Below are 25396 nucleotides of genomic sequence, written 5' to 3' on the forward strand. Positions count from 1 at the left end.
AAAAAATGGATCTGATCCTGTTTGCAATCGACTTTATTCTGCACGTTGACGTGCACCTGAAAGAGCTGTTCGAGCACTATGGCATCTGGGTTTATGCCATCCTGTTCCTCATCATCTTCTGTGAGACCGGCCTGGTGGTGACCCCCTTCCTGCCCGGCGATTCCCTGCTGTTTGCCGCAGGCGCCCTCACAGTGGGAAGTGTGCTGGACGTGCACACCCTTGCGGGGGTGCTGATCATCGCCGCCGTGCTCGGCAACGTGGTGAACTACACCATAGGCCACTTCTTCGGGGATCAGCTGTTTCGCAATCCCGATTCGAAGATCTTCCGCCGCGACTATCTGGTCAAGACCCATGCCTTCTATGCCAAGCATGGGGGCAAGACCATCATCATCACCCGTTTCCTGCCCATAGTGCGTACCTTTGCCCCCTTCGTGGCCGGCATGGGAGCCATGACCTACCCGCGCTTCCTGGCGTTCAACCTGATTGGCGGCTTGCTGTGGGTGTTGTCGTTCGTCTACGCGGGCCACTTCTTCGGCAACCTGCCGGTGGTGCGTCACAACTTCACTCTGCTCATCTTCGGCATCATCGGTATCTCGCTGCTGCCCATGGTCGTCGGCATGGTGAAGGCCAGGATGAACACCGCCAAGGCGTAGAAAGGCCAGACAAAATGCGAAAGGGGGAACCATCATGGCTCCCCCTTGTTGTTTCCACGCGGGTGTGATGGCCAGTGGCTGCAGCGGCCCTTGACCAGGTTGCCGATGGCGACCACAGCAAACACCAGCAGGTAGGCGGCGAAGATGGCCACCAGCCAGATGACAGGGGCATGGAGAAACGGGATCGGCTTGGGTGGTTGACACCGCTGATTGAAAAGGGAGCCGATGGCTCCCTTTTGTGTGCGTCATATATGGCGGCGTCAGCGTCAGTTGCAGCAACGGCCCTTGACCAGGTTGCCGATGGCGACCACCGCAAACACCAGCAGGTAGGCGGCGAAGATGGCCACCAGCCACTGCGGCATGGAGAAACTCAGGAACTGCCAGCTGATCTCGCTGCAATCGCCGTCCGGGAAGAAGAGCCAGGGCACCCACTTGTCGAGGGGAGCCCAGCTTGGGAAATCGACGAAGCCTTCGCACACGTTGAAGGGGGAGGGGTTCACCTGGTAATCCACATGCTTGAGTGCCAGTTTCAGGCCCCAGAAAGCACTGTAGCCCCACAGCAGCATGGCGCTCCAGCGGAGATACCACTTCTCTGGTGCCACCATGCCGAGCAGACCGGCAGCGAACACCCCCAGGATGGCGATCCGCTCATAGATGCACATCACGCAAGGGTGCAGACCCAACACATGCTGGAAGAAGAGGGCGCACAGCTCGAAGCAGAGGGCGGACGCGGCCAGCAAGCCCCAGGCCAGACGGTGGCTGGCAATACGGCGAAGAAACTCGATCATCTGATTGATCTCACAGAGAAAAATAGTGGCTGAATTAGAGCAGAGCCCTACTTAAAAAGAAAGGGGCCTAATGGCCCCTAGCATCATCAGTGTGCCGCCGGTACCAGGGTCGGCACGGCGCCACCCTGCGTCAGCCAGCCAGCCTGGTAGAACCATTCGGTGGCAGGGGCGAGCAGTTGCTCCACCGCAAAGAAACCCACCAGCCCCAGCACCAGGGTGTAGGGCAGGGCCATCCACACCATGCGGCCATAGGAGAGGCGCAGCAGCGGCGCCAGCGCCGAGGTCAGCATGAACAGGAAGGCTGCCTGGCCATTGGGGGTGGCCACCGACGGCAGGTTGGTCCCGGTGTTGATGGCCACCGCCAGCAGATCGAAATGCTCGCGGCTGATGGCGCCATTGAGCAGGGCGGTCTTCACCTCGTTGATGTAGACGGTGCCGACGAAGACGTTGTCGCTCACCATGGAGAGCAAGCCGTTGGCCAGATAGAAGAGGGCGAGCTGATCCTCGGGTTTGGCGGCCAGCACCCACTGGATCACCGGCTTGAACAGCTGTTGATCGATGATCACCGCCACCACGCTGAAGAAGACGGTGAGCAGGGCGGTGAAGGGCAGCGCCTCATGGAAGGCCTTGCCGAGGGCATGCTCCTCGGTGACGCCGGTGAAGGACGTCGCGAGCACTATGACGGTCAGGCCGATCAGGCCCACCGCCGCCAGATGCAGGGCCAGACCTGTGATGAGCCAGATGGCGATGGCCGCCTGGACCAGCAGCTTGGCCTTCTCTTGCGGGCTGCGCTGGGCATCTTCGTCGCGCTCGTAGGCTTCCATGATGTGGCGCACGGGCTCGGGCAACTTGGTGCCATATCCGAACCAGCGGCATTTCTCCACCAGGATGCAGGTGAGCAGACCGCAGAGGAAGACGGGAAGGGTGACCGGGGCCATGCGAATGGCAAATTCACCGAAATGCCAGCCCGCCTGCTCACCAATGATGAGGTTCTGGGGCTCGCCGACCAGGGTGCAAACACCCCCCAGGGCAGTGCCGATGGCGGCATGCATCATCAGGCTGCGCAAAAAGGCGCGGAACTCGTTCAGGTGCTGGCGAGACAGCTCGTCAATGTCCTCGTCATCCTGATGCTGACCCTCAAACTCGTCGCGGGAGGCCACCTTGTGATAGATGGCGTAGAAACCGGTGGCGACGCTGATGACCACGGCGATCACCGTCAGGGCGTCGAGGAAGGCGGACAGGAAGGCCGATACCAGGCAGAAGGCGAGGGAGAGCAGGGTCTTGGAATGGATGCGGACCAGCATCTTGGTGAAGACGTAGAGCAGCAACTGCTTCATGAAATAGATGCCGGCCACCATGAAGACCAGCAACAGCAGCACTTCGATGTTGGCCACCAGCTCATGCTTGATCTGGTTCGCCGAGGTCATGCCGATGAGCACGGCTTCGATGGCCAGCAGGCCGCCGGGTTGCAGCGGGTAGCACTTGAGCGCCATGGCCAGGGTGAAGATGAACTCGACCACCAGCAACCAGCCAGCCAGGAAGGGATCAATGTGGAAGACGATCGGATTGATCAGCAGGAATATGACGATGGCAATTTTGTACCACCGAGGGGCATTACCCAAAAAATTCTTTGCAAAAGCGCGCCCTAGGCTGATTGGCATAATGATGGTTCTCTGTTCTGTTGTTGGTATCTGCGTCTATGCAGTCGAGCCCGACTCGACCCGAACATCCGGATATTCACCTTTATCAAATTGATTGCACATGATTTTAATCAAGGGAGCGCTAACTATAAATAACGCCGCTGTGCTTGCCCAGCGGCGAGGCGTCGATATCACCATCATTTGGTGTTGCTTGGCTCCTGCCATGTCGCTGTATACATACTTTTAACAAAAAGTTCGGGTTAATGTGAGCAGAGGACTGACCTTCTGCTTGCCAGCATGACCGGCTTTGCTATTATTCGTGAGCCTTTTTACGCACTACAACAGAGTCACCACATGGTCATAAAAGCGCAAAGCCCTGCCGGGTTTGCCGAGGAATACATCATCGAGTCCATCTGGAACAATCGCTTTCCTCCAGGATCCATTCTGCCGGCGGAGCGCGAGCTGTCCGAGCTGATTGGCGTGACTCGCACTACCTTGCGCGAAGTGCTGCAGCGCCTTGCCCGCGATGGCTGGCTCACCATCCAGCATGGCAAACCGACCAAGGTCAACAACTTCTGGGAGACCTCGGGTCTCAACATCCTGGAGACCCTGGCACGGCTCGATCAGGACAAGGTGCCGGATCTGGTGGCTCAGCTGCTGTCTGCGCGCACCAACATCTGCACCATCTTCATCCGTGGCGCCATTCGCAACAACCCGGAGCAAGCGGCCGAGATCTTGCGCGGGGCCGATGAGGTTGATAATTCCCCGGAGGCGTACGCTGAGTTCGACTATCGCCTGCACCATCAGCTTTCATTTGCTTCCGGCAACCCCATCTATGCCTTGATCCTCAATGGCTTCAAAGGGTTGTACAGCCGCGTCGGGCGTTATTACTTCTCCGACAAGCAGGCGCGCGAGACGGCGGATGCCTACTACAAGACGCTGCTGGGCTTGGCCGAGACCAAGAATCACGAGGCCGTGTTCATGACGGTGCGTCAGTACGGCATAGAATCCGGCAAGCTGTGGACTCGTCTTCGCCAGGACATGCCGAGCAACCTGTGCGATAACTGATCCTTTGCTTCCAAGAAAAAACGCGCCGAATGGCGCGTTTTTTTATGCTCCTCGCCTGCCCATCAGGTCAGGCTCTTGCGATCCGGGCAACGCCCTATGATGTCGGCGGTGAGCTCGCCGTTATCCTGCTCCAGCACCACATCAAATCCCCACAGCTGGTGCAGATGTTTGAGCACCTCGTGGCGCGACTCGCCGAGGGGGATCCGGTTGTGGGGGACATAACGCAGGGTGAGTGAGCGATCCCCCTTCACCGCCACGTTGTAGACCTGAATGTTGGGCTCCAGATTGCTCAAGTTGTATTGGGCAGACAGGGTGTTGCGCACCAGCCGGTAACCCTCCTCGTTGTGGATGGCGGAGACCTTGAGGTAGTTCTTCAGATCGTCGTCATCGATGGCAAACAGCTTCATGTCGCGCATCACCTTGGGGCTGAGGAACTGGCTGATGAAGCTCTCGTCCTTGAAGTTCTGCATGGCGAAGTGCAGGGTATCGACCCAGTTGGTGCCGGCGTAATCGGGGAACCAGTATCTGTCCTCCTCTGTGGGGTGCTCGCAGATGCGGCGCAGGTCGGTGAACATGGCAAAACCGAGGGCATAGGGGTTGATGCCCGAGTAGTAGCGGCTGTTGTAGGGGGGCTGGTACACCACGTTGGTGTGGCTGTGCAGCACCTCTATCATGAAGCGATCGCTGATCTTCCCCTCGTCATACAGGTGATTGAGGATGGTGTAGTGCCAGAAGGTGGCCCAGCCCTCGTTCATCACCTGGGTCTGTTTCTGCGGATAGAAGTACTGGCTGATCTTGCGCACTATGCGCACCACCTCCCGCTGCCAGGGCTCCAGCAATGGGGCGTTTTTCTCGATGAAGTAGAGGATGTTCTCCTGAGGCTCGGGCGGATAGCGTCTGTCCTCGATACCGGCTGCCTTGTGCTGCTTGGGCAGGGTGCGCCACAGCTCGTTGACCTGGGTCTGCAGGTAATCTTCCCGCGCCTTCTGGCGCCGCTTCTCCTCCGCCAGGGAGATCTTCTGGGGCCGCTTGTAGCGATCCACCCCGTAGTTCATCAGGGCATGGCAGGAGTCGAGCAGCCGCTCCACGGCATCAATCCCGTGTTTCTCCTCGCATTCGGTGATGTAGTTCTTGGCAAACAGCAGGTAGTCGATGATGGAGGAGGCATCGGTCCAGGCCTTGAACAGGTAGTTGTTCTTGAAAAAGGAGTTGTGACCATAGCAGGCGTGGGCCATCACCAGAGCCTGCATCGGCATGGTGTTCTCTTCCATCAGGTAGGCGATGCAGGGATCCGAGTTGATGACGATCTCATAAGCCAAGCCCATCTGGCCGCGCTTGTAGTTGCGTTCGGTGTGGATGAAACGCTTACCAAATGACCAGTGCTGGTAGCCGATGGGCATGCCCACACTGGAGTAGGCATCCATCATCTGCTCGGCGGTGATCACCTCGATCTGGTTGGGATAGGTATCCAGCCGATAAAACTTGGCAACCCGGGCTATCTCCTGGTGATAGGTCTCCAGCAGATCGAAGTTCCAGTCAGGCCCATCGTCCAGCGGCGCTATTTTTCTCGCGGTTTCTACCATATGTGATCCCTCAAGCCGCTTGCTTCTTGAACAACTCCCGGAACACCGGATAGATGTCCTCTACCTTGCGAATGTGCTCCATCGCGAAGTGGGGGTAGTGGTCGGCTACCGACTCGTATTCGTGCCACAGGGTCTGGTGAGCGCGGGTGGTGATCTCTATGTAGGAGTAGTAGCGCACCCGCGGCATGATGTCGCGCATCAGTATCTCCCGGCACTGAGGCGAGTCATCCGCCCAGTTGTCGCCATCGGACGCCTGCGCCGCATAGATGTTCCACTGGTTGGCAGGGTAACGCTCGTTGATGATGTCGTTCATCATCTTGAGGGCGCTGGATACTATGGTGCCGCCGGTCTCCTGGGAATAGAAGAACTCGTGTTCGTCAACCTCCTTGGCCTGGGTGTGGTGGCGAATGTAAACCACTTCGACGTTCTTGTAGGTCCGGCTCAGGAACAGATAGAGCAAGATGTAGAAACGCTTGGCCATCTCCTTGGTGGCTTGATCCATGGAGCCGGAGACATCCATCAGGCAGAACATCACCGCCTGGCTGGAGGGCACGGGCCGTTTGACGAAGTTGTTGAACTTGAGATCGAAGGTGTCGATGAAGGGCACAGCCTCGATCCGTCGTTTCAGCTCCCTGATCTCTTTTTCGAGCTGTGCCATCTCGGCAAAATGTTCGTTGGGATCGAGGGCCAGCAGGGCCAGCCGCTCCTCCAGTTCACGCATCTGGCGCTTCTTGCCCGCCTGCAGTGCCATGCGACGCGCCAGCGAATTTTGCAGCGAGCGCACCACGTTGATGTTGGCGGGTACCCCGTTGGAGGTGTAGCCCGCGCGGTAGGTTTTCATCTCCATCAGCTGGTTGAGCTGGGTCTTCTGCAGCCGTGGCAGCTCCAGATCCTCAAACAGCAGGTCCAGGTATTCGTCTTTCGAGATCTGGAACACGAAGTCGTCTGCTCCCTCTCCCTGATCAGAAGCCTGGCCTTCGCCCCCGCCCTGACCGCTGCCCCCTCCCTTGGGTCTGTCAATCTTGTCACCGGAGACGAACTGATCGTTGCCCGGGTGCACCATCTCCCGTTTGCCGCCTTGGCCTTGATGGAAATGGGGCTCACCGATGTCCTTGGTCGGGATGCTGATGCTCTCGCCCTTGTCTACGTCCTGAATGCTGCGCTTGGAGACAGCATCCGAGACCGCTTGTTTGATCTGCTTCTTGTAGCGGCGGATGAAGCGCTGCCGATTGACAGCGCTTTTGTTTTTGCCGTTGAGCCTGCGGTCGATAAAATGCGCCATAACTCCCCCTTGAACACGGCAGGGTCAGGATGACTTGCGTACCCTGAGATACCATTCGGAGAGCAGGCGTACCTGTTTGCGGGTGTAGCCCTTCTCCATCATCCGTTCGACAAAGTTATCGTGCTTCTTCTGCTCCTCGGCCGAGGTTTTGCTGTTGAAGGAGATAACCGGCAGCAGCTCTTCCGTGTTGGAGAACATCTTCTTCTCGATCACGGTGCGCAGCTTCTCGTAACTGGTCCAGTTGGGGTTACGGCCTGCATTGTTGGCCCGTGCACGCAGCACGAAGTTGACGATCTCGTTGCGAAAATCTTTCGGGTTGCTGATCCCGGCCGGTTTTTCAATCTTTTCCAGCTCGCTGTTGAGCGATGCCCGATCAAACAGCTGGCCGGTTTCGGGGTCACGGTACTCCTGATCCTGGATCCAGAAGTCGGCGTAGGTGACGTAGCGATCGAAGATGTTCTGTCCGTACTCTGAATACGACTCGAGGTAGGCGGTCTGGATCTCCTTGCCGATAAATTCCACGTAGCGCGGGGTCAGATAGCCCTTGATGAACTCAAGGTAGCGATCGTGCAGCTCCTGCGGAAACTGCTCGCGCTCTATCTGCTGCTCCAGCACATAGAAGAGGTGCACCGGGTTGGCCGCCACTTCCGCATGGTCGAAGTTGAAGACGCGGGAGAGGATCTTGAACGCAAAGCGGGTGGAGAGGCCGTTCATGCCCTCGTCGACGCCAGCGTAGTCGCGATACTCCTGATAGCTCTTGGCCTTGGGATCCGTGTCCTTGAGGCTCTCGCCGTCATAGACTCGCATCTTGGAGTAGAGGCTGGAGTTTTCCGGCTCTTTCAGCCGTGACAATACGGAGAACTGGCCCAGCAACTCCAGGGTACCCGGGGCGCACTTGGCCTCGGTCAGCTCGCTGTTGAACAACAGTTTTTCGTAGATCTTCACCTCTTCCGAGACACGCAGGCAGTAGGGCACCTTGACGATGTAAACCCGGTCTAGGAAGGCCTCGTTGTTCTTGTTGTTACGGAACTGCTGCCATTCGGATTCGTTGGAGTGGGCCAGCAGGATGCCGTCGAAGGGGAGGGCGGAGAGCCCCTCGGTGCCGTTGTAGTTTCCTTCCTGAGTCGCGGTCAGCAAGGGGTGCAACACCTTGATGGGCGCCTTGAACATCTCCACGAACTCCATCATCCCCTGGTTCGCCTTGCACAGAGCGCCTGAGTAGGAGTAGGCATCGGCATCATCCTGGGCATAGTGCTCCAGCATGCGGATGTCGACCTTGCCCACCAGGGAGGAGATGTCCTGGTTGTTGTCATCGCCGGGTTCTGTCTTCGCGATGGCGATCTGATCCAGGATGGAGGGGTTGACCTTCTCCACCTTGAACTTGGTGATGTCACCGCCAAACTCGTGCAGCCGCTTGGCCGCCCAGGGAGACATGATGGGCCTCAGGTAGCGGCGCGGTATGCCGTACTCTTTTTCCAGGATCTCGCCGTCCTCTTCGATGTCGAACAGGCAGAAGGGGTGGTCGTTGACCGGCGATCCCTTGATGCGATAGATGGGCACTTTTTGCATCAGGGACTTGAGTTTCTCGGCCAGCGAGGATTTGCCGCCGCCAACGGGACCCAGCAGGTAGAGGATCTGTTTCTTCTCTTCCAGTCCCTGGGCGGAGTGCTTGAGGTAGGAGACGATCTGCTCGATCGCCTCTTCCATGCCATAAAAGTCTTTGAAAGCGGGATAGCGTGCGACGACGCGGTTGGAAAAGAGGCGGCTGAGGCGCGGATTGACGGAGGTGTCGATCATTTCCGGTTCGCCGATGGCAACCAGCAGTCGTTCGGCGGCGGAGGCGTAGCAGGATTTGTCCTGTTTGCACATATCCAGAAACTCCTGGATGCTGTACTCCTCCTCTCTGGCCTTCTCATACCGCTGTTGATAGTGCTCGAAGATGCCCATAACTTAGCCCTCGTTATAGTCGCTTACCCTGAAAAAGAGTGGATCACTACTTTTGTTCTGTTTACCTCTTAAGCCTAGTCAACAGCCCCCAGTAATCCATCGCCGTCATTGGTTTAAGTTTGTACGGGAGCTTCCCGATCCTCATGCGGGAAGAGGCAGCCAATGACATCTCTATGTTACTGACTGTTAAATTATTTTTGCCACGACAGTGATGCAAATGTCAAAGACATAAAAAATAAATGTTTGTGTGGCAGGGGCAGAAAATGATGGCTTCCTGGTTTGTGGAATCGAAGTGCAGGCGGGGCAAGGGCGGTAGGGGAGAAGAGGTGAAACTTAATGACGCTTACGTCAACGTAACGTCTGTTGTTTGGTGTTTAAGCTCTAATTTTTACATTGACGCTACATTCCTGCTGCTCTAGATTGGCCCTGTGTCGAGCAGTCATCGCTTTAGCAAGAGAGTGGGTGATTGTGCAGATACTAAGCTCTGTTTAAGCACGTTTCCGTTGGCTTGACCCTCGCATCCGCGAGGGTCTTATTTTTTCAGCGTCCGGCAAGCTGGTGATCAAGAGTCGGCAGGATAGATCGCCGACACCGCCGCCAGCACCTCGGCGAAGGGATGGGAGGCCAACTGGCCAAAACCGGCCAGGTTTCTCGCCTTGGTCCGGGTGGTCAGGGGGGTGGCGATACCACACAGGAAGCGGGTCAGGATCCGGGGATGGCGCTGCTGACACAGGGCAATCAGCGGATCGCACCAGGCGCGCAAGCCATGCTCGTTGGGCAAGCCCTGCGGCGGCAACGGCGGCAACACGGCTATCTCCCCCCGGCAGACGGAGCAGTGCCCGCACTGCTCGGGCGCCTCTTCATCGGCAAAATAGCGGGCCAGCTCATGGCTCAGGCAGCGGCTCGAGGTAAAGAACCCCAGCAGGGCCTGGAGTCGGGCCAATTCACTTTGCTCCTTTTGCTCGAACAGGGCATGGAGCTGATCTGCCAGCGACTCGATGGCGAGATCCTGGCGCACGACTCGATATACCTCCGTCATCTGCTTGCTTTCCAGCTCGATCCAGCCCTGCTGCTGCAGATAGTCCAGCGCGGCGGCGGCTCTTTGCCGTTCCCCCTGATACCCCTGCCACAGCGCATCGAAGTCCATGGTGCACCAGCTGCGCGCCTGGGGAGCACAGGCAAACAGTTGCTCCAGGAACTGGCGGCGATCGGGGTTGAAGCGGGCCAGGATCTCCCGTTTTTCCAGCACGAACTTGAAGCGATACTCGGCAAAGTAGCTGTAGGCCGGGGCAATGATCCCCGCCATCTCCAGATAGACCAGCAGTGTCTTGAGGGGCAGTTGGCGAATGTTGGTCTCGTTGGAGAGGCGCAGCAGACCAAATTCCCACTCGGCACCGCTTTGTTGCAGGATCTGGAGCAAGCTCAGGATGGCGTCCCTGTCCGGGGTATCCCCATAGACGAAGTTTTCCAGCACAGGCAACTGGGCGCGGCTCGCCAGCACCATACAGCGGGAGGGGAGGCCATCACGTCCGGCGCGGCCTATCTCCTGGCTGTAGTTCTCGATGGATTTGGGCAGATCGTAGTGAATGACACGGCGGATATCGGCCTTGTCGATGCCCATGCCAAAGGCGATGGTGGCGACGATGCAGTCGAGTCGGCCGGCCATGAAGTCGTGCTGGATCTGGCTGCGCAGGGCAGGATCCAGCCCCGCATGATAGGCACAGGCGCGAATGCCGATGGCCTGCAACTGATCGGCACATTGCTGCGCGCTGTGCTGCAGGGTGACGTAGACGATGGTGGGGGCCGCGGGATCGCGGCGCAGCTCGTCACGCAGCCAGCCATCGCGGGCACTGCCGGCCAGCGGAATGACGGCGAGATCCAGATTGGGGCGATAGAAGCCTGTCACTACCAGATCCTCGGCCTCGATGGCAAATTTGGCCTGCATGTCTGCCATGACCGCCGGAGTGGCGGTGGCGGTGAGCAGCAGTACCTGAGGAATGGCCAGATCGCGGCGATGGTCCGGCAGCTTCAGATAGTCGGGCCGAAAATTGTGACCCCATTCCGAGATGCAGTGCGCCTCATCCACCACCAGCAGGGAGAGCGGCACCTGGGCGATGAAGCGGCGAAAGCGCTCGTTCTTGAGGCGCTCCACCGAGATCATCAGGATCTTGAGCTGGCCGTCACTGGCCTGCTGCATCACCCGGCGGCTCTCCTCGGGGGTCTGGCTGGAGTCCAGGGTCGCGGCGGCAATCCCCTTGCGCTGCAAGAAGGCGAGCTGATCGTGCATCAGCGCCAGCAGGGGGGAGATGACCAGGGTCAGATGGGGCAGTGCCAGCGCGGGCAACTGATAGCAGAGGGACTTGCCTGCGCCGGTCGGGAAGATGGCCGCCGCACTCTTGCCGGCCAGCAGGCGGCTGATCACCGCTTCCTGGCCGGGTCGCAGCCGATCGAAGCCGAAGTGTCGGGTCAATAAAGAGGTGATCATGGCAACAGGCTCCAGTGCAAAGTGAGCGGCATGATACCACTGTCGCCCCTACATCGGCCGATGATCGGACTGGTTTGGTGACAATTCGACCGTGGTTGATATTGTGTTATCACATTGTTGTAGATTTTTTGTGAGGTAACCCTGATATTTTTCAGTGATTATGTGGAAAAAAACGGTGGCAGATGGGATATTCCTTGTCCGCAACACCACGCGTACTGGACAGATCCAGAAGAAGGTTTGCCAACGGCACCACCGTCCACAGGCCGGTGTCAATGCGCGCGGCAGGTTGCCAACAGGACTAATGATTCACGCACCATGAGTGCACAGGGACTATTTGATGACACAACAACACCCCCTCATAAAACTGGTCAACAGCACCAGTCTGGTTAGCCAGATCCTGGTCGGTCTGGTATTCGGTATCCTCCTTGCCATGTTCATGCCTGAATGGGCCAAGGCGGCGGGTCTGCTTGGCAGCCTGTTCGTCGGTGCCCTGAAGGCGGTCGCCCCGCTGCTGGTCTTCGTACTGGTGATGTCGGCGATCATCGGTCACAAGCAGGGTCAGAAGACCAACATGAAGCCGATCTTGCTGCTCTATGTGCTGGGGACCTTCCTGGCAGCCGTGGTGGCCGTGATGGCCAGCTTCCTGTTCCCCACCAACCTGCATCTGGTGGCCAGCAGCGCCGAGATCACCCCGCCGGGTGGCATCACCGAGGTACTGCAGACCCTGCTGTTCAACGTGGTGACCAACCCGGTGAAGGCGCTGCTGGATGCCAACTACATAGGTATCCTGGCCTGGGCCATCGGCCTTGGCATCGCCATGCGTCACGCGGGTGACAGCACCAAGGCGCTGATCACCGACCTGTCCCACGGGGTGTCTGCCATCGTCAAGGCGGTGATCCGCTGCGCGCCGCTCGGCATTCTGGGCCTGGTGGCATCCACCCTGGCCGAGACAGGTTTCGATGCCCTGTTTGGCTATGCCCAGCTGCTGATGGTGCTGATCGGCTGCATGCTGTTCATCGCCTTCGTGGTCAACCCGCTCATCGTGTTCTGGAAGATCAAGCGCAACCCCTATCCGCTGGTGCTGACCTGCCTGAAAGAGAGTGGCGTGACCGCCTTCTTCACCCGCAGCTCAGCCGCCAACATCCCGGTCAACATGGCGCTGGCTGAGAAGCTGCGTCTGCCGGAAGACACCTACGCTGTCTCCATTCCGCTGGGTGCCACCATCAACATGGCCGGCGCCGCCATCACCATCACTGTGCTCTCCATGGCAGCGGTGCATACCCTGGGGATGGAAGTGGATCTGGCTACCGCCATTCTGCTCTCCGTGGTCGCCACCGTCAGCGCCTGTGGCGCCTCCGGCGTGGCCGGCGGTTCCCTGCTGCTGATCCCGCTGGCGTGCAGCCTGTTTGGCATCAGCAACGACATCGCCATGCAGGTCGTCGCCGTGGGCTTCATCATAGGGGTGCTGCAGGATTCCGCCGAGACGGCCCTCAACAGCTCCACCGACGTACTGTTCACCGCGGCCGCTTGCATGGCCGAGGATGAGAGCCTGATGGAGGCGGCCCCGGTCCCCAGCCGCGAAGCCTGATCCCCTTAGCTTTTCCCTAAATGCTGGCGCCCTCTTCGGAGGGCGCTTTTTATTACCTGCGATCTCATGTCAGCGACACTTGCCCCTTCCTTAATCCCATCTGCCGGTTGCCGCTGTGGGCCTCTTGTCCATGGGAGGATGCGCCTGCTGGTGAGGGCGGTCGCGCCTATCCCCTCTGGCAAGAAGGGCCGCAGGCGTGGTGGTGTCTATAGGCTCAGGCGCTGATGGGCAGTCAACCGCTGCGTCGTCATAGCGGCAAAGCACCAAGGCTCCTCAGCAGGCATATGGGCGCAGGATTGGCGCATCAGGGCTCTCGTTCTGTGTCGCCGCATCGGATCGTGGGCGAGCGACGACATCCCGTGTTTCGGGTGCAAACCCAGGCCCCTGAGGGGCGGCCCTGGTGGCACCATGCTGGCGCGGCATCGCATCCATCTCCGTGCATTGGCACCCGGCAAAGGGCTGGGGAAGGTAAGAAGGGAAAGTGGGCGGGGATACGGGTCACTCGGCAGCAAGGGGGCTACCAGGCAGTCATCCCTGCTTTTCGCCCAAGGGTGGGGTGTGAGGAGAGGGGCAGATTGCACGGGCGGGGGAAACGACTGGGGTAGGGCGCTTGATACGGAAGATGGCCTTGATCCTGGCCCTTGAAGGGGCCCGGGGCAGAGCAATGAAAACAGCCCGGCACGCTGAGCCTGCCGGGCTGTGGGTCTCTGGTCGGGTCAGCCGGCGATCCGGTTGACCCTGGCTATCGGGGACGGGGTTAGCCGACCAGCTGATAGAGGATGGCAGAGATGGCAATGAGGCCCATGGTTGCCACGAACACATTGCTGATCTGGCCCTGGTATTTCGCCATGGCCGGGACGCGCTTGATGGCGTACATCGGCATCAGGAACAGGATTGTGGCGATGATGGGGCCACCCAGGGATTCGATCATGCCGAGGATGGAGGGGTTGATCACGGCCACACTCCACAGGGTCAGAATGAAGAAGGCGATGATGAACAGCTCAATCTTCTTGTGGTTCGGCTCTTTGCCGGAGGAGCGCATCTGCTGCATCACCATGCCCTTCAGACCTTCACGGGCACCCAGGTAGTGGCCGAAGAAGGAGGAGACGATGGCGACGAAGGCAACCAGCGGGCCGAAGTAGGAGATGAAGGGGCTCGCATGCTGGTTGGCCAGGTAGGAGAGCACGGCAATGTTCTGGGACTTGGCTTCTGCCAGCTGGGCCGGAGTCAGGCTCATCACGCAGGAGAAGACGAAGAACATCACGAAGCCCAGCAGTACGATGGCGGTGCGCTTCAAGATGGCATCTGACTTGGCGACGGCGTTGTCACCGTGATCACGGCGCTGGGCCAGAGCGAAGCTGGAGATGGCCGGGCTGTGGTTGAAGGAGAACACCAGCACAGGGATGGTCAGCCACAGGGTGGTGGCGAAATCCTTGGCGGAAGGCACCTGGGCCAGGGCGGCACCTGTCCAGTCCGGGATCAGGTAGAGGGAGATGCCCGCCAGGATGGCGATGAGCGGGTACACCAGGAACTCGGTGACCTTCAGCATCAGCTTCTCACCGGCCAGCATGACCGACATCATGGCCATGATCAGCACGATGGAGAGGATCCAGCGCGGTGGCGCCGTCATCTGCAGCTGGTTGACCAGGAAGCTCTCGACGGTATTGGTGATGCCCACGCCGTAGATCAGCACTATGGGGTAGATGGCGAAGAAGTAGAGCAGGGTGATTAATTTGCCGGCGCCCACGCCGAAATGCTCTTCCACCACTTCGGTGATATCCGCATTTGGCTTCTTGGAGGAGAGCACGAAGCGCGCCAGGCCACGGTGGGCCAGGTAAGTCATGGGGCCGACCAGCAGCGCCATCACCACCAGTGGCCAGAAGCCACCCATGCCGGCGTTGATGGGCAGGAACAGGATGCCAGCGCCGACGGCGGTGCCGAACAGGCTGATAACCCAGGTGGTGTCTTGTTTGCTCCAACCGCGTGATTGGACCGAGCGGATCCCTTGCTCCTGTGCGGCTGCAACATCCTGTGCGCCAGTGACAGTATTGGACATGTGTCTCACCCCGAATGTGTGGTTTTAATTAGTCGGCGCAAGAATACTTTTTTTTTAATCAAAAATGTTGATCAGATTCACCTTTATGAGGCTGAAACCCGCACTTTCTTATAGAAATGTGATCAAAAGAATAAATAATCAAAATTTATTTATCATATGCTGTGTTAGTTGAATGTTAAATGGATAATCTTTCACCTCGCCAGGTTATCAATATGTTGTCCTGACAGGTGCTGGGCCAGTTGGCGGATCATGCTGGCGGTGGCCCCCCAGATGAAGGAGTGTTGCCAGGGGATCCAGTAGATGGTGTGGCGCTTGCCCGCCCTTGGGAGGGTCAGGGCTATGTGATGGGCCGGATCCAGCACATGGCTGAGGGGCACCTCGAAGGCCTGCTCCACCTCATCGGGGCTGAGGGCAAGCCGATAGTCGGGGTCTATCATGGCCAGCACCGGCAGGACGTCATACAGGGAAATGGTGTTGAGGGGGGTGAGGCTGCCGATGACCCGGATCTGGGAGGCGGGGATCCCCAACTCCTCGTGGGTCTCTCGCAGGGCCGTGTGGATCAGGCTCTCATCTTCCGGATCCTGGCGCCCGCCGGGAAAGCTTATCTGCCCCGGGTGGTGGCGCAGGGTGGGGCTGCGGCGGGTCAGCAACAGGTGCAACCCCTGGGGGCGTTCCACCAGGGGGATCAGCACAGCCGCCGGTTTGAGCCCCGCCAGCATCAGGCGATGGGCGGGGGCGGGGCGCTGCAACAGGAAACGGGTCAGCAGCTCGGCGCGGTTCATCTCGATATCCATCTCGGTCCTGGTCTCCTTGGGGCGGGCGAGGGCAGTCACAGGTTCATTGGCGCAGGGCATCCAGCAGCGGCAGGATGCGGGCCACCTTGTCGTAGGTCTCCTGATATTCGGCGTCCGGGTCTGAGTCGGCGATGATGCCCCCTCCCGCCCAGCAATGGAGCCGGCCGGCTTCGGCTATCAGGGTGCGAATGCAGATGCTGGTGTCCATCCGGCCGTGCTGGCTCAGGTAGCCGATGCTGCCGCAATAGGCGTTGCGCCGCACCGGCTCCAGCTCCTCTATGATCTCCATTGCCCGGATCTTGGGGGCCCCCGTGATGGAGCCGCCAGGGAAACAGGCCCGCAGCAGATCCACCCCCTGCCAGCGCGCATCCAGCTCACCGTGAATGGTGGAGACAAGGTGATGTACGGCGGGGAAGGACTCCACCGCAAACAGGCTCGGCACGCTGACGGAGCCCGGGCGGCTGACCCGGCCTATGTCGTTGCGCAGCAGATCCACGATCATCAGGTTCTCCGATCTGTCCTTGTCGGCACTGGCGAGCGACTCGGCCACTTGCCTGTCGATGGCGGTGTCCGGATGACGGGGCCGGGTGCCCTTGATGGGCTTGGTCTCGATGTGGCGGCCATCGAGCAGCAGGAAGCGCTCGGGGGAGAGGCTCAAAATGGCGCTCTGGGGCAGCCGGACAAAGGCCGAGAAGGGGGCCTTGTTGGCGGCACTGAGGGCGAGATAGGCGGACCACTCGTCCCCGCCATAGGGGGCGCTGAAGCGCTGGGTCAGGTTGATTTGATAGCAATCCCCCGCCGCCAGATAGGCCTGGATGCGGGAGAACTTCTCGCCGTACTCGGCCCGGCTCATGTTGCTCTGCCACTCTCCCTGCAAGGCGAAGGGGGCGCCGGCCTGCGGGGTTTGCGCCGCCAGCCACTGCAATCGTCTGGCGAGCCCGGCCTCATCTCCCCAGTGCACCAGCTGCCAGCGGCCGGTCGCGACCTCCCGCAGCAGTGCCCAGTCGTAGATCCCCACCGCCATGTCGGGTACCTGGATGTCCGCACTGGCCTGAGTGGGCAGACGCTCGAATCGCCGCCCCAGATCGTAGCCAAAGAGCCCCAGGGCACCCCCGATGAAGGGCAGGTCATGTTCATCCTGCACCAGATCCCCCAGCAGGGCCTGCTGGGTGCGGGCGAGCAGGGTGAGGGGATCTTCTTCATGCAGGGTCTGGCTGCCTGCGTGGCGCAGGCTGGTGCTGGCACCCCGGGTCTCCAGGGTGGCGAGCGGATCGGCGCTGATGATGTCAAAGCGGTTGTCGGCGCCCGTTGGGCCTGCCGATTCCAGCAAGATGGCCCAGGCCTGGTGTTGCAAGCGGGCAAACAGGGCGTGAAGCGATGCTTGCGGGTCGAAATGGTGGATATGCAGTCTTGGTTTCATTTTTTGTTACACAGGCAACAGTTTGCACCCAGCTCCCTAGCCGGTTCAGGTGCTCAAGCGTATCATGGCCGCCGGCATTTTTAAGAAAAACACCGTTATAAAAACACGCCGTAGTCGCCGGCTCTGTGCGCATTCGCCGCCTGCCGAAGGCCCGGCTCATATGGAAGCCCTTGCTCGCGCAAGCGACGACAAGGACCAGTGAGGATGATATGAGCATCATTAGAAAACAGGACTTTATCGATTCCATTGCTGACGCCCTGCAGTACATCTCTTTCTACCACCCCCTCGATTTTGTCCATGCCGCCAAGGCTGCCTATGACCGCGAGATCAACCCGGCCGCCAAGGATGCCCTGGCCCAGATCCTGATCAACTCCCGCATGTCTGCCGAAGGGCATCGCCCTCTGTGCCAGGACACCGGCATAGTCACCTGCTTCGTCAAGATCGGCATGCAGGTGCAGTGGGACAGCGACATGACGGTCCAGGAGATGGTGGATGAGGGCACCCGCCGTGCCTACACCAACCCGGACAACCCGCTGCGTGCCAGCGTGCTGGCGGATCCGGCCGGCAGTCGCAAGAACACCAAGGACAATGCCCCTGCCGTGGTGCACATCGACATGATCCCGGGGGACAAGGTGGAAGTGAGCATTGCGGCCAAAGGCGGCGGCTCCGAGAACAAGTCCAAAATGGTGATGCTCAACCCCTCCGACGACGTGGTCGAATGGGTGCTCAAAACCGTGCCGACCATGGGCGCCGGCTGGTGCCCGCCTGGCATGCTGGGGATCGGCATCGGCGGCACCGCCGAGAAGGCGGCCGTGCTCGCGAAGGAAGCCCTGATGGAGCACATCGACATTCAGGAGCTGATCGCCCGGGGTCCAGAGACCACAGAAGAGAAGCTGCGGGTCGAGCTCTATGACAAGGTCAACCGGCTGGGGATTGGTGCCCAGGGGCTGGGCGGCCTTACCACAGTGCTGGATGTGAAGGTCAAGTCCGCCCCGACCCATGCCGCCTCCAAGCCGGTGGTGATGATCCCCAACTGCGCCGCGACTCGCCACGTTCACTTCGAGCTCGATGGCTCTGGCCCCGCCGAATTGACCCCGCCGAAGCTGGAAGACTGGCCACAGATCACCCGTGAAGCGGGCGGCAACGTGCGCCGGGTCAACGTCGACGGCATCACCAAGGCCGAACTCGCCAGCTGGAAGAGCGGTGATACAGTGCTGCTGTCCGGCAAGATCCTCACCGGCCGTGACGCTGCCCACAAGCGCATTGCCGACATGCTGAAAAATGGCGAAGGCTTGCCGGAAGGGGTCGACTTCACCAACCGCTTCATCTACTACGTCGGCCCGGTCGATGCGGTGCGTGACGAAGTGGTCGGCCCGGCCGGCCCCACCACCTCCACCCGGATGGACAAGTTCACCGACATGATGCTGGGGGAAACCGGCCTCATCGGCATGATAGGCAAGTCCGAGCGGGGTCCGAAAACCGTCGAGAGCATCAAGCAGCACCAGGCCGTCTATCTGATGGCCGTGGGGGGCGCCGCCTACCTGGTGGCCAAGGCCATCAAGAAGGCCCGTGTGGTGGCCTTCGCCGATCTGGGGATGGAAGCCATCTATGAGTTCGAGGTGGAAGACATGCCGGTGACAGTGGCGGTGGACTCCCAGGGCAACAATATCCATGAAACCGGCCCGGCCTACTGGTCTGCCAAAATCGCCGAGCTGGATACCAGGCTCGCCTGATCCGGTGCAAGCCCCTGGCGGGGGCCGGGCAGATAGCAGCCCATCACACAGGCCATATGACAGAAGGCGACCTCAGGGTCGCCTTTCTCGTCTTGGTTACCGCCTGATTGACGCGCGGGGGCGGGGAGCCCTGCCAGCCTGGGTTGGCACTATATGACTCAATGGTTCAGGTAGACGTCCTGCCCACCGTAACAGAGGGGGCCACCTTGGGAGGGGGTGGGCTCGAAGAAGCGGGTCAGGACACCTGCACGTTGCCCCAGGGTGCTGAGGCGGCTGCGATCCAGGGCAACCCGTTCCGGCAGCCAGGTCAAGACGGCGGCACAATGGCCGTTGGCCAGGCTCTGCTCCAGCAGACGTTGCCAGTTCTTGATCTTGGGGCCGTGGACCACCAGTACCCGGGCGGGGTTGATCCCCTGTGCCTGCAGTTGCTTGGCCACGGGCAGCCCTGGCGGGGCTATGAGCAAAATCCAGCCGCTGTCGCTCTGGCTCAATCTTCCCAGCGCATCCAGCAGCGGGGCTTCATGGAGATCCATGGCCAGTCGATGCTCATGCTCCGCCTTGCCCTGATGGCGGGTGGGCCAGGTGGGGATAACACCGGCAGAGGAGGAGAGTGGGCTGTGACTCAGGGGCTGGCTCATATGTGCGTCCTGTATGAATAACCATGCTGTATGTGTATACAGTAGTTCTATCTCATGCCAGTGACAAGGCGTTTGTGATTAAAAATGTGAGCCGACTAACAGGGTTTTTTATTAACTATTTGAATTTAAATACTATTTATATTGATGGTGGGGCGGGTGTTTTTTAACCTGTAGACAAAGCGCGGGTCGGCGCTCATGGTTATACAGTCTGTATGGCAAGAGGAGGGACCAAGATGGATGTGAGCACCTTGCAACGGCTGGACGCCAATATTCTGCTCGGGATCATCAACGAGAAGCTGCGGCTGGAGTGCGATGGTCTGGAAGAGTTGCTGGCTTACTACGACATGACGGAGGATCAGCTGGCCACCCGTCTGCAGCAGATTGGTTATCACTACGACCCCATGAGTAACCAGTTCAAGGCTCATGGTTAATTCAGCTCAGGAAGCTGCCCCAATTGGGGCAGCTTCCTTTTATTGCCGCGCTGATGCATCAAGCATTGAAAGCGATTTCATCACCGGCCGAATAGCCGCTTATTTTCACGTATTTTCAGCCGCTGGCAATCATTGAAAACCTATTCATGAATTCATCTTTTTGAATTTCATTCAATGTTTTGATTTTTAAGGTTATTTTTATTTTGTTCAGGCGGGATATAGGAAAGGGTTTTCATGGTGAAACTGTCATTTTTATACGTTAAAGTGTGACTCACGTTAACTTTTAAACCCCCGGCTTTAGCTAGTATGCCCACGCCGGAACATATTCTGAGATAACAACAGCGCCGGTCCCTCAAGGGGATAACATTTTTATTTGTAACGAAGGAAAATGGTTTATGGCTACCAAGAAGAAGACAGACCAGGATCTCCAACTGGATAAAGATCAGCTCAAGGCGAGCATCGTGCGTCACCTGCGTTCTACCTTGGGTACAAGCGAACAGAAAGCCTCCCCCGAAGCATGGTGGAAAGCGACCGCTGCCGCCGTCAACGAACAGGTGTACGAGCGCCTGACCCGTACTCAGCAGACTCACTTCAAGAAAGATACTCGTGCGATTCACTATCTCTCTGCTGAATTCCTGATGGGGCGTTTGACCTCCAACAACCTGCACAACCTCTCTCTGTACAAGATTTGCGAAGAGGCCCTGGGTGAACTCGGTCTGGAACTGACCGATCTGTGCGAACAAGAGCCGGACATGGCCCTTGGCAACGGCGGCCTGGGTCGTCTGGCCGCCTGCTTCATCGACTCCCTGGCCACCCTGAACTACCCGGCGGTGGGCTACGGCATCCATTACGAGCACGGTCTGTTCCGTCAGGAGATCCAGGATGGGCGCCAGATCGAGCGCCCGGACTCCTGGCGTGAATATGGCAACCCCTGGGAGATCTGCCGCCCCGAGTCGGTGCAGGAGATCCCGCTCTACGGTTATGTGGAAACCGTGTTCGGTGACAAGGGCGGCCTGAAGAAGGTGTGGCACGCCGGTCGCAAGATCAAAGGGGTGCCCTGGGACATTCCTGTGGTGGGTTTTGGCGGTCACACCGTCAACATACTGCGGCTGTGGGAATCTCGCGCCTCCGAGTTCTTTGACTGGGATGTGTTCAACGCCGGTGGTTACATCGACTCCCAGGCCGAGAAGGCCCAGGCCGAGACCATCTCCAAGGTGCTCTACCCGAACGACGAGACAGATGCAGGCAAAGAGCTGCGCCTGATCCAGCAGTACTTCTTCTGTGCCTGCTCCATCAAGGACATCATGCGCCGCTACAAGCGGGTCCATGGTGCGGACTTCCGCAACTTTGCCGCGCAAATTGCCATTCAGCTCAACGATACCCACCCGACAGTGGCCATCCCCGAGCTGATGCGAGTGCTGGTGGACGAGGAAGACCTGCACTGGGATGCCGCCTGGGCCATCTGCTACCAGGTCTTCTCCTACACCAACCACACCCTGCTGCCGGAAGCGCTGGAGAAGTGGTCTGTCAGCCTGTTCGAGAAGGTGCTGCCCCGTCATCTCGAGATCATCTACGAGATCAACGCTCGCTTCCTGAACGAGCTGGTGGAGCCCAAGTGGCCGGGCAACGATGCCATCAAGGCCAAGCTCTCCATCATCGAAGAAGGGGACGTGCGCAAGGTGCGCATGGGCAACCTGTGCGTCATCGGCTCCTCCAAGGTGAACGGCGTGGCCGAGATCCACTCCAAGCTGGTGAAAGAGGATCTCTTCCCCGAGTATGCCGAGCTGTGGCCAGAGAAGATGTGCAACGTCACCAACGGCGTGACCCCCCGTCGCTGGCTGCTGGCCTGCAACCCCGAGCTTGCCGCCCTCTACAACGAGGTGGTGGGCAAGGAGTGGCCGCTGCAGCTGGACAAGCTGCGCAGCGTGACCAAGTTTGCCGACGACAAGGCGTTCCAGCAGCAGTTCATGACCATCAAGCGTCATAACAAGGAGAAGCTGGTCAAGGTCATCAAGGCCGAAACCGGTATCGATGTCTCGGCCGAGGCGATCTTCGACGTCCAGATCAAGCGTCTGCACGAGTACAAGCGTCAGCAGTTGAACCTCATCCACATCATGGCGCTCTACCGTCGTCTGCTGGCGAACCCGGACTATGACATGCACCCGCGCGTGTTCATCTTCGGCTCCAAGGCGGCGCCCGGTTACAAGCTGGCCAAGGACATCATCTACGCCATCAACAAGCTGGCGGAGCGGGTCAACAACGACGCTCGCATCCAGGGCAAGCTGAAAGTGGTGTTCATGCCGAACTACCGCGTCAGCCTGGCCGAGAAGCTGATCCCGGCGGCGGATGTCTCCGAGCAGATCTCCACCGCAGGCTACGAGGCCTCAGGGACAGGCAACATGAAGATGGCACTGAACGGCGCCATCACCATAGGCACGCTGGATGGGGCCAACATCGAGATCGCCGAAGAGGCGGGGGCCGAGAACTGCGCCATCTTCGGTCTGAACGTGGACGAGGTGAAGTCCCTGAAGGCGCGCGGTTACAACCCGTACGACTTCTACTATGCCAACTCCGAGCTCAAGGCGGTGCTGGACTGGTTCGACACCGACTACTTCACGCCGGGTCGCCCGGGGGAACTCGCCTCCATCAAGCGCTCCTTGCTGGAAGGGGGAGACCCTTACCTGACCCTGGCCGATTTTGCCTCCTACTCGGAAGCACACAAGCTGATCGATACCTGGTATCGGGATCCGGCGCTGTGGGCGAAGAAGGCCATCATCAACTCGGCCACCATGGGCAAGTTCAACTCCGACCGCTCCATCCAGGACTACGTGGATCGGATCTGGAAATTGAAGAGCTGCAACGTCGGCTGACCACACCCAATATGAAAAAACCCCGCATCGCGGGGTTTTTTTATCTCCTCTGGTCAAGGAGGCTTCAGCGCTTGTCGACGATCTCGGTGCCAGCCGGCACGCGCTTCCTGCCGGTGATCATGGCCCTGATGAGATCGCCCCGGGTCAGGCGATCGAGGACGATGACCGCCAGCACATGGATGAAGATGGCGATCTGCAGCGCCTTGGCAAAGAACTCGTGCAGCTCCTCCATGAGATCCTCATTAAACAGCTGCTCGTACCCCGTCATGATCCCGGTTACGGCTGTCCCCACCAGACAGGTCAACAGCAGCAGTATCATCAAGGCACCCAGCGGATTGTGGCCGGCATGATAGGGGTGCTTGCCCTGCCAGCTGGCCTGCAGGTAGCGGCCCAGACGGGCCGGGGTCGGAAACCACTGGGCAAACCTGGCGTAGTCTGAGCCGACAAATCCCCACAGGATGCGCAGCACCAGCAACCCGGCCAGGGCGTATCCGACATAGCGGTGATTGCGTCTGCCCTCATCCAGGATGAACAGGTTGAGCACGCACAGCAGGACGGTTGCCCAGTGAAACACCCTGATCAGGGGATCCCACACCCTGATGGCCTTGCCGCTTTCCATCGCTTTCTCCATGATTTTTTTCCTCTCGTTGTGATGCATACCGGCTTTCCATACGCCTGTTGCCGGAGCGCCGTTGCCCGCATCATGGAGGTACTTTCTTAAGGCCGTGTTAATGGCCCGGGGCGCGTCACAGGGGCAGGGCCAGTGGCAAGGAGAGGGGGAGAGGCTGGGGGAGGCGCTGGGAAGGAAGAATAAACAGAGCCCCGAGGGTGCGGGGCTCTGGTGTGTTAGCGGGTTTGGGGTGTGCGGCGGCGCAGGGGCGGGGCCCATCAGCCTGGCACCGGGGTCAGTGCAGTATATCGCCGAAGAAATAGGCCAGCAGGGTCAGGATGACGGTGAACACCAGGTTCAGCACCAGACCGGCTCGCATCATCTCCCGCTGCTGGATGTGACCGCTGGCGAAGACGATGGCGTTCGGCGGGGTGGCCACCGGCAGCATGAAGGCGCAGGAGGCGCCGACGGCGATAAGCACAGACACCACTATGGGGGAGACCCCCAGCGCCTCGGCCACACCGGCGAACAGCGGCACCAGCAGGGCGGCGGTGGCGGTGTTGGAGACCAGCTCGGTCAGGAACACCACGAAGGCGGCAAGGCAGAGCAATATGATGAAGATGGGCATGGTGGAGAGCGCACTGGAGAGGTGCTCCGCCAGGAAGGCGTTGGCACCGGTTTGCTTGAGGATGGCGCTCAAGGTCAGGCCACCCCCGAACAGCAGCAGCACGCCCCAGTCGGTGTTCTGGTTGATGTCATCCCAGCTGGCGACCCGACTGACGGCGATGGCCAGGATGGCGCCCATGGCGATCAGGGTATCGAACTGGGGAATGCCGCCGAGGGCCGCGGCCAGCGGCTGGGAGCCAATCCACAGCAGCACTGTGGTCAGGAAGATGAGCAAGGTGGTCTTGCGCTGGCCGGTCCACTCTATGGTGACCCGCTCTGTGCTGACCTGGTGCGACAGGTTGGGGCGCGTCACCCAATAGAGCAGGCCTATGCCCACCGGCATGAAGATGAGCACCACCGGGATGCCGAACTTCAGCCAGTCGGTGAAGCCGAGGCCCATCTGGGCGGCGGCGATGGCATTGGGGGGGCTGCCCACCAGGGTGCCGATACCGCCGATGCTGGCGCTGTAGGCGACGCCAAGCAGGACGAAGACCAGGGTGCGGCGCTCCTTGTGAATATCGAGCCCCTTGAGCATGCCGAGGGCGAGCGGCATCATCATGGCGGCGGTGGCGGTGTTGCTGATCCACATGGAGAGCGCGGCCGTGATGGTGAACAGCACTATGGCTGCCCAGCCGAGGTGACCCTTGGCCAGCTGCATCACCTTGGCGGCGATCTGGGTATCCAGCCCCTGCTTGGAGAGGGCCGCCGCCAGGGCAAAGCCGCCGAAGAAGAGGAAGAGGACAGGGTTGGCGAAGTCGGTCAGCGACTTGCTCATGTCAAACACCCCGAGCAGGGTGGCGAGCACCGGGATGGACAAGGCCGTGATGGTGATGTTCACCGCCTCGGTCAGCCAGAGGATGGCGATGAAGATCAGGATGCCGAGGCCTTTGTTGATCATGGGATCAAACGGAAGCCAGGCGAGCATGGCGCAGAGCAGCAGAACGTCCAGGATGACGATCCCGGCCTTGATGTCCAGCCAGCGTGTAGGGGCGGAAGGGACTGCAGAGGTATGCATGTTGTTCTCTCGGTTAATTTATGGTTGTTGTTGTGTTGCCGAGGTTACATTTATCCCCCTGTTTGAAACAGGGGGATGTGGTCAAATCATGTGGCGACTCACAGAGTCAAGTGAAAATGGATCTGCTAT

18 protein-coding genes are annotated in these 25396 nt (G+C 59.5%); 6 read left to right on the forward strand and 12 right to left on the reverse strand.

The window, feature by feature from the left end; all coding sequences use genetic code 11:
* Window positions 1-5 precede the first annotated feature (5 nt).
* A complete protein-coding gene (locus Aeroheme_RS09425; RefSeq protein WP_163157341.1) occupies window positions 6-653 on the forward strand; it encodes a DedA family protein in 648 nt (215 codons plus the stop codon).
* 266 nt (window positions 654-919) lie between these two features.
* Here Aeroheme_RS09425 and dsbB read toward each other — a convergent pair whose 3' ends face one another.
* Together dsbB and nhaB are read right to left on the reverse strand one after the other, a co-directional pair.
* Window positions 920-1441, reverse strand: a complete 522-nt coding sequence (dsbB, locus tag Aeroheme_RS09430; protein ID WP_111911820.1) for a disulfide bond formation protein DsbB — start codon at window positions 1439-1441, stop codon at window positions 920-922.
* Between the two features lie 86 nt (window positions 1442-1527).
* A complete protein-coding gene (gene nhaB, locus Aeroheme_RS09435; protein ID WP_213345059.1) occupies window positions 1528-3102 on the reverse strand; it encodes a sodium/proton antiporter NhaB in 1575 nt (524 codons plus the stop codon).
* Between the two features lie 333 nt (window positions 3103-3435).
* Here nhaB and fadR point away from each other — a divergent pair, with 333 nt between their 5' ends.
* The gene (gene fadR, locus Aeroheme_RS09440) at window positions 3436-4149 is read left to right on the forward strand and encodes a fatty acid metabolism transcriptional regulator FadR (RefSeq protein WP_106886656.1); all 714 of its coding nucleotides are present in this window, start codon (window positions 3436-3438) and stop codon (window positions 4147-4149) included.
* Window positions 4150-4211: 62 nt separating this feature from the next.
* Here the strand turns inward: fadR and Aeroheme_RS09445 are convergent, their stop codons facing one another.
* The 4 genes from Aeroheme_RS09445 to Aeroheme_RS09460 form a co-directional block, all read right to left on the reverse strand.
* Window positions 4212-5732 carry a SpoVR family protein gene (locus Aeroheme_RS09445; RefSeq protein WP_106886657.1) on the reverse strand — a complete coding sequence of 507 codons (1521 nt, stop codon included), beginning with the start codon at window positions 5730-5732 and terminating at the stop codon, window positions 4212-4214.
* A gap of 10 nt (window positions 5733-5742) precedes the next feature.
* The gene (locus tag Aeroheme_RS09450; RefSeq protein ID WP_139744305.1) at window positions 5743-7014 is read right to left on the reverse strand and encodes a YeaH/YhbH family protein; all 1272 of its coding nucleotides are present in this window, start codon (window positions 7012-7014) and stop codon (window positions 5743-5745) included.
* 24 nt (window positions 7015-7038) lie between these two features.
* Window positions 7039-8961 carry a PrkA family serine protein kinase gene (locus Aeroheme_RS09455; RefSeq protein WP_005327853.1) on the reverse strand — a complete coding sequence of 641 codons (1923 nt, stop codon included), beginning with the start codon at window positions 8959-8961 and terminating at the stop codon, window positions 7039-7041.
* A gap of 562 nt (window positions 8962-9523) precedes the next feature.
* Entirely contained in the window at window positions 9524-11446 is a 1923-nt protein-coding gene (locus tag Aeroheme_RS09460; RefSeq protein WP_411167153.1) for an ATP-dependent DNA helicase RecQ, read from the reverse strand.
* Window positions 11447-11783: 337 nt separating this feature from the next.
* Between Aeroheme_RS09460 and sstT the strand changes: the two genes are divergently transcribed.
* Window positions 11784-13034 carry a serine/threonine transporter SstT gene (gene sstT / locus Aeroheme_RS09465; protein WP_411167154.1) on the forward strand — a complete coding sequence of 417 codons (1251 nt, stop codon included), beginning with the start codon at window positions 11784-11786 and terminating at the stop codon, window positions 13032-13034.
* Window positions 13035-13791: 757 nt separating this feature from the next.
* Here the strand turns inward: sstT and Aeroheme_RS09470 are convergent.
* The 3 genes from Aeroheme_RS09470 to pabB form a co-directional block, all read right to left on the reverse strand.
* Window positions 13792-15090 carry an HAAAP family serine/threonine permease gene (locus Aeroheme_RS09470; RefSeq protein WP_106886661.1) on the reverse strand — a complete coding sequence of 433 codons (1299 nt, stop codon included), beginning with the start codon at window positions 15088-15090 and terminating at the stop codon, window positions 13792-13794.
* Window positions 15091-15281: 191 nt separating this feature from the next.
* Complete coding sequence (locus Aeroheme_RS09475) at window positions 15282-15872, reverse strand: CoA pyrophosphatase (protein WP_163157417.1); 591 nt, start codon at window positions 15870-15872, stop codon at window positions 15282-15284.
* A 55-nt stretch (window positions 15873-15927) separates the two neighbouring features.
* Window positions 15928-17304, reverse strand: a complete 1377-nt coding sequence (gene pabB / locus Aeroheme_RS09480) for an aminodeoxychorismate synthase component I (RefSeq protein WP_411167155.1) — start codon at window positions 17302-17304, stop codon at window positions 15928-15930.
* 209 nt (window positions 17305-17513) lie between these two features.
* Here pabB and Aeroheme_RS09485 point away from each other — a divergent pair, with 209 nt between their 5' ends.
* Window positions 17514-19037: a fumarate hydratase gene (locus tag Aeroheme_RS09485; protein WP_163147601.1), complete on the forward strand. Its 1524-nt coding sequence runs from the start codon at window positions 17514-17516 to the stop codon at window positions 19035-19037.
* A 158-nt stretch (window positions 19038-19195) separates the two neighbouring features.
* On the opposite strand, the gene Aeroheme_RS09490 is transcribed toward Aeroheme_RS09485, so the two are convergent.
* Window positions 19196-19675, reverse strand: coding sequence for a cell division inhibitor (locus Aeroheme_RS09490; RefSeq protein WP_408836175.1), 480 nt, complete (start codon window positions 19673-19675; stop codon window positions 19196-19198).
* 233 nt (window positions 19676-19908) lie between these two features.
* Here Aeroheme_RS09490 and Aeroheme_RS09495 point away from each other — a divergent pair, with 233 nt between their 5' ends.
* Window positions 19909-20106 (forward strand): DUF4250 domain-containing protein, encoded by a 198-nt coding sequence (locus Aeroheme_RS09495; protein WP_005323525.1) that lies wholly within the window; start codon window positions 19909-19911, stop codon window positions 20104-20106.
* 395 nt (window positions 20107-20501) lie between these two features.
* Complete coding sequence (locus tag Aeroheme_RS09500) at window positions 20502-22976, forward strand: glycogen/starch/alpha-glucan phosphorylase (protein ID WP_111911836.1); 2475 nt, start codon at window positions 20502-20504, stop codon at window positions 22974-22976.
* 64 nt (window positions 22977-23040) lie between these two features.
* Here Aeroheme_RS09500 and Aeroheme_RS09505 read toward each other — a convergent pair whose 3' ends face one another.
* Both Aeroheme_RS09505 and Aeroheme_RS09510 read right to left on the reverse strand, forming a co-directional pair.
* Entirely contained in the window at window positions 23041-23595 is a 555-nt protein-coding gene (locus tag Aeroheme_RS09505) for a cytochrome b/b6 domain-containing protein (RefSeq protein WP_411167234.1), read from the reverse strand.
* A 286-nt stretch (window positions 23596-23881) separates the two neighbouring features.
* Window positions 23882-25267 (reverse strand): SLC13 family permease, encoded by a 1386-nt coding sequence (locus Aeroheme_RS09510; protein WP_395950073.1) that lies wholly within the window; start codon window positions 25265-25267, stop codon window positions 23882-23884.
* Window positions 25268-25396 lie beyond the last annotated feature (129 nt).

The organism is Aeromonas sp. DSM 116730, assembly GCF_046581335.1.
GTDB lineage: Bacteria > Pseudomonadota > Gammaproteobacteria > Enterobacterales > Aeromonadaceae > Aeromonas > Aeromonas rivipollensis.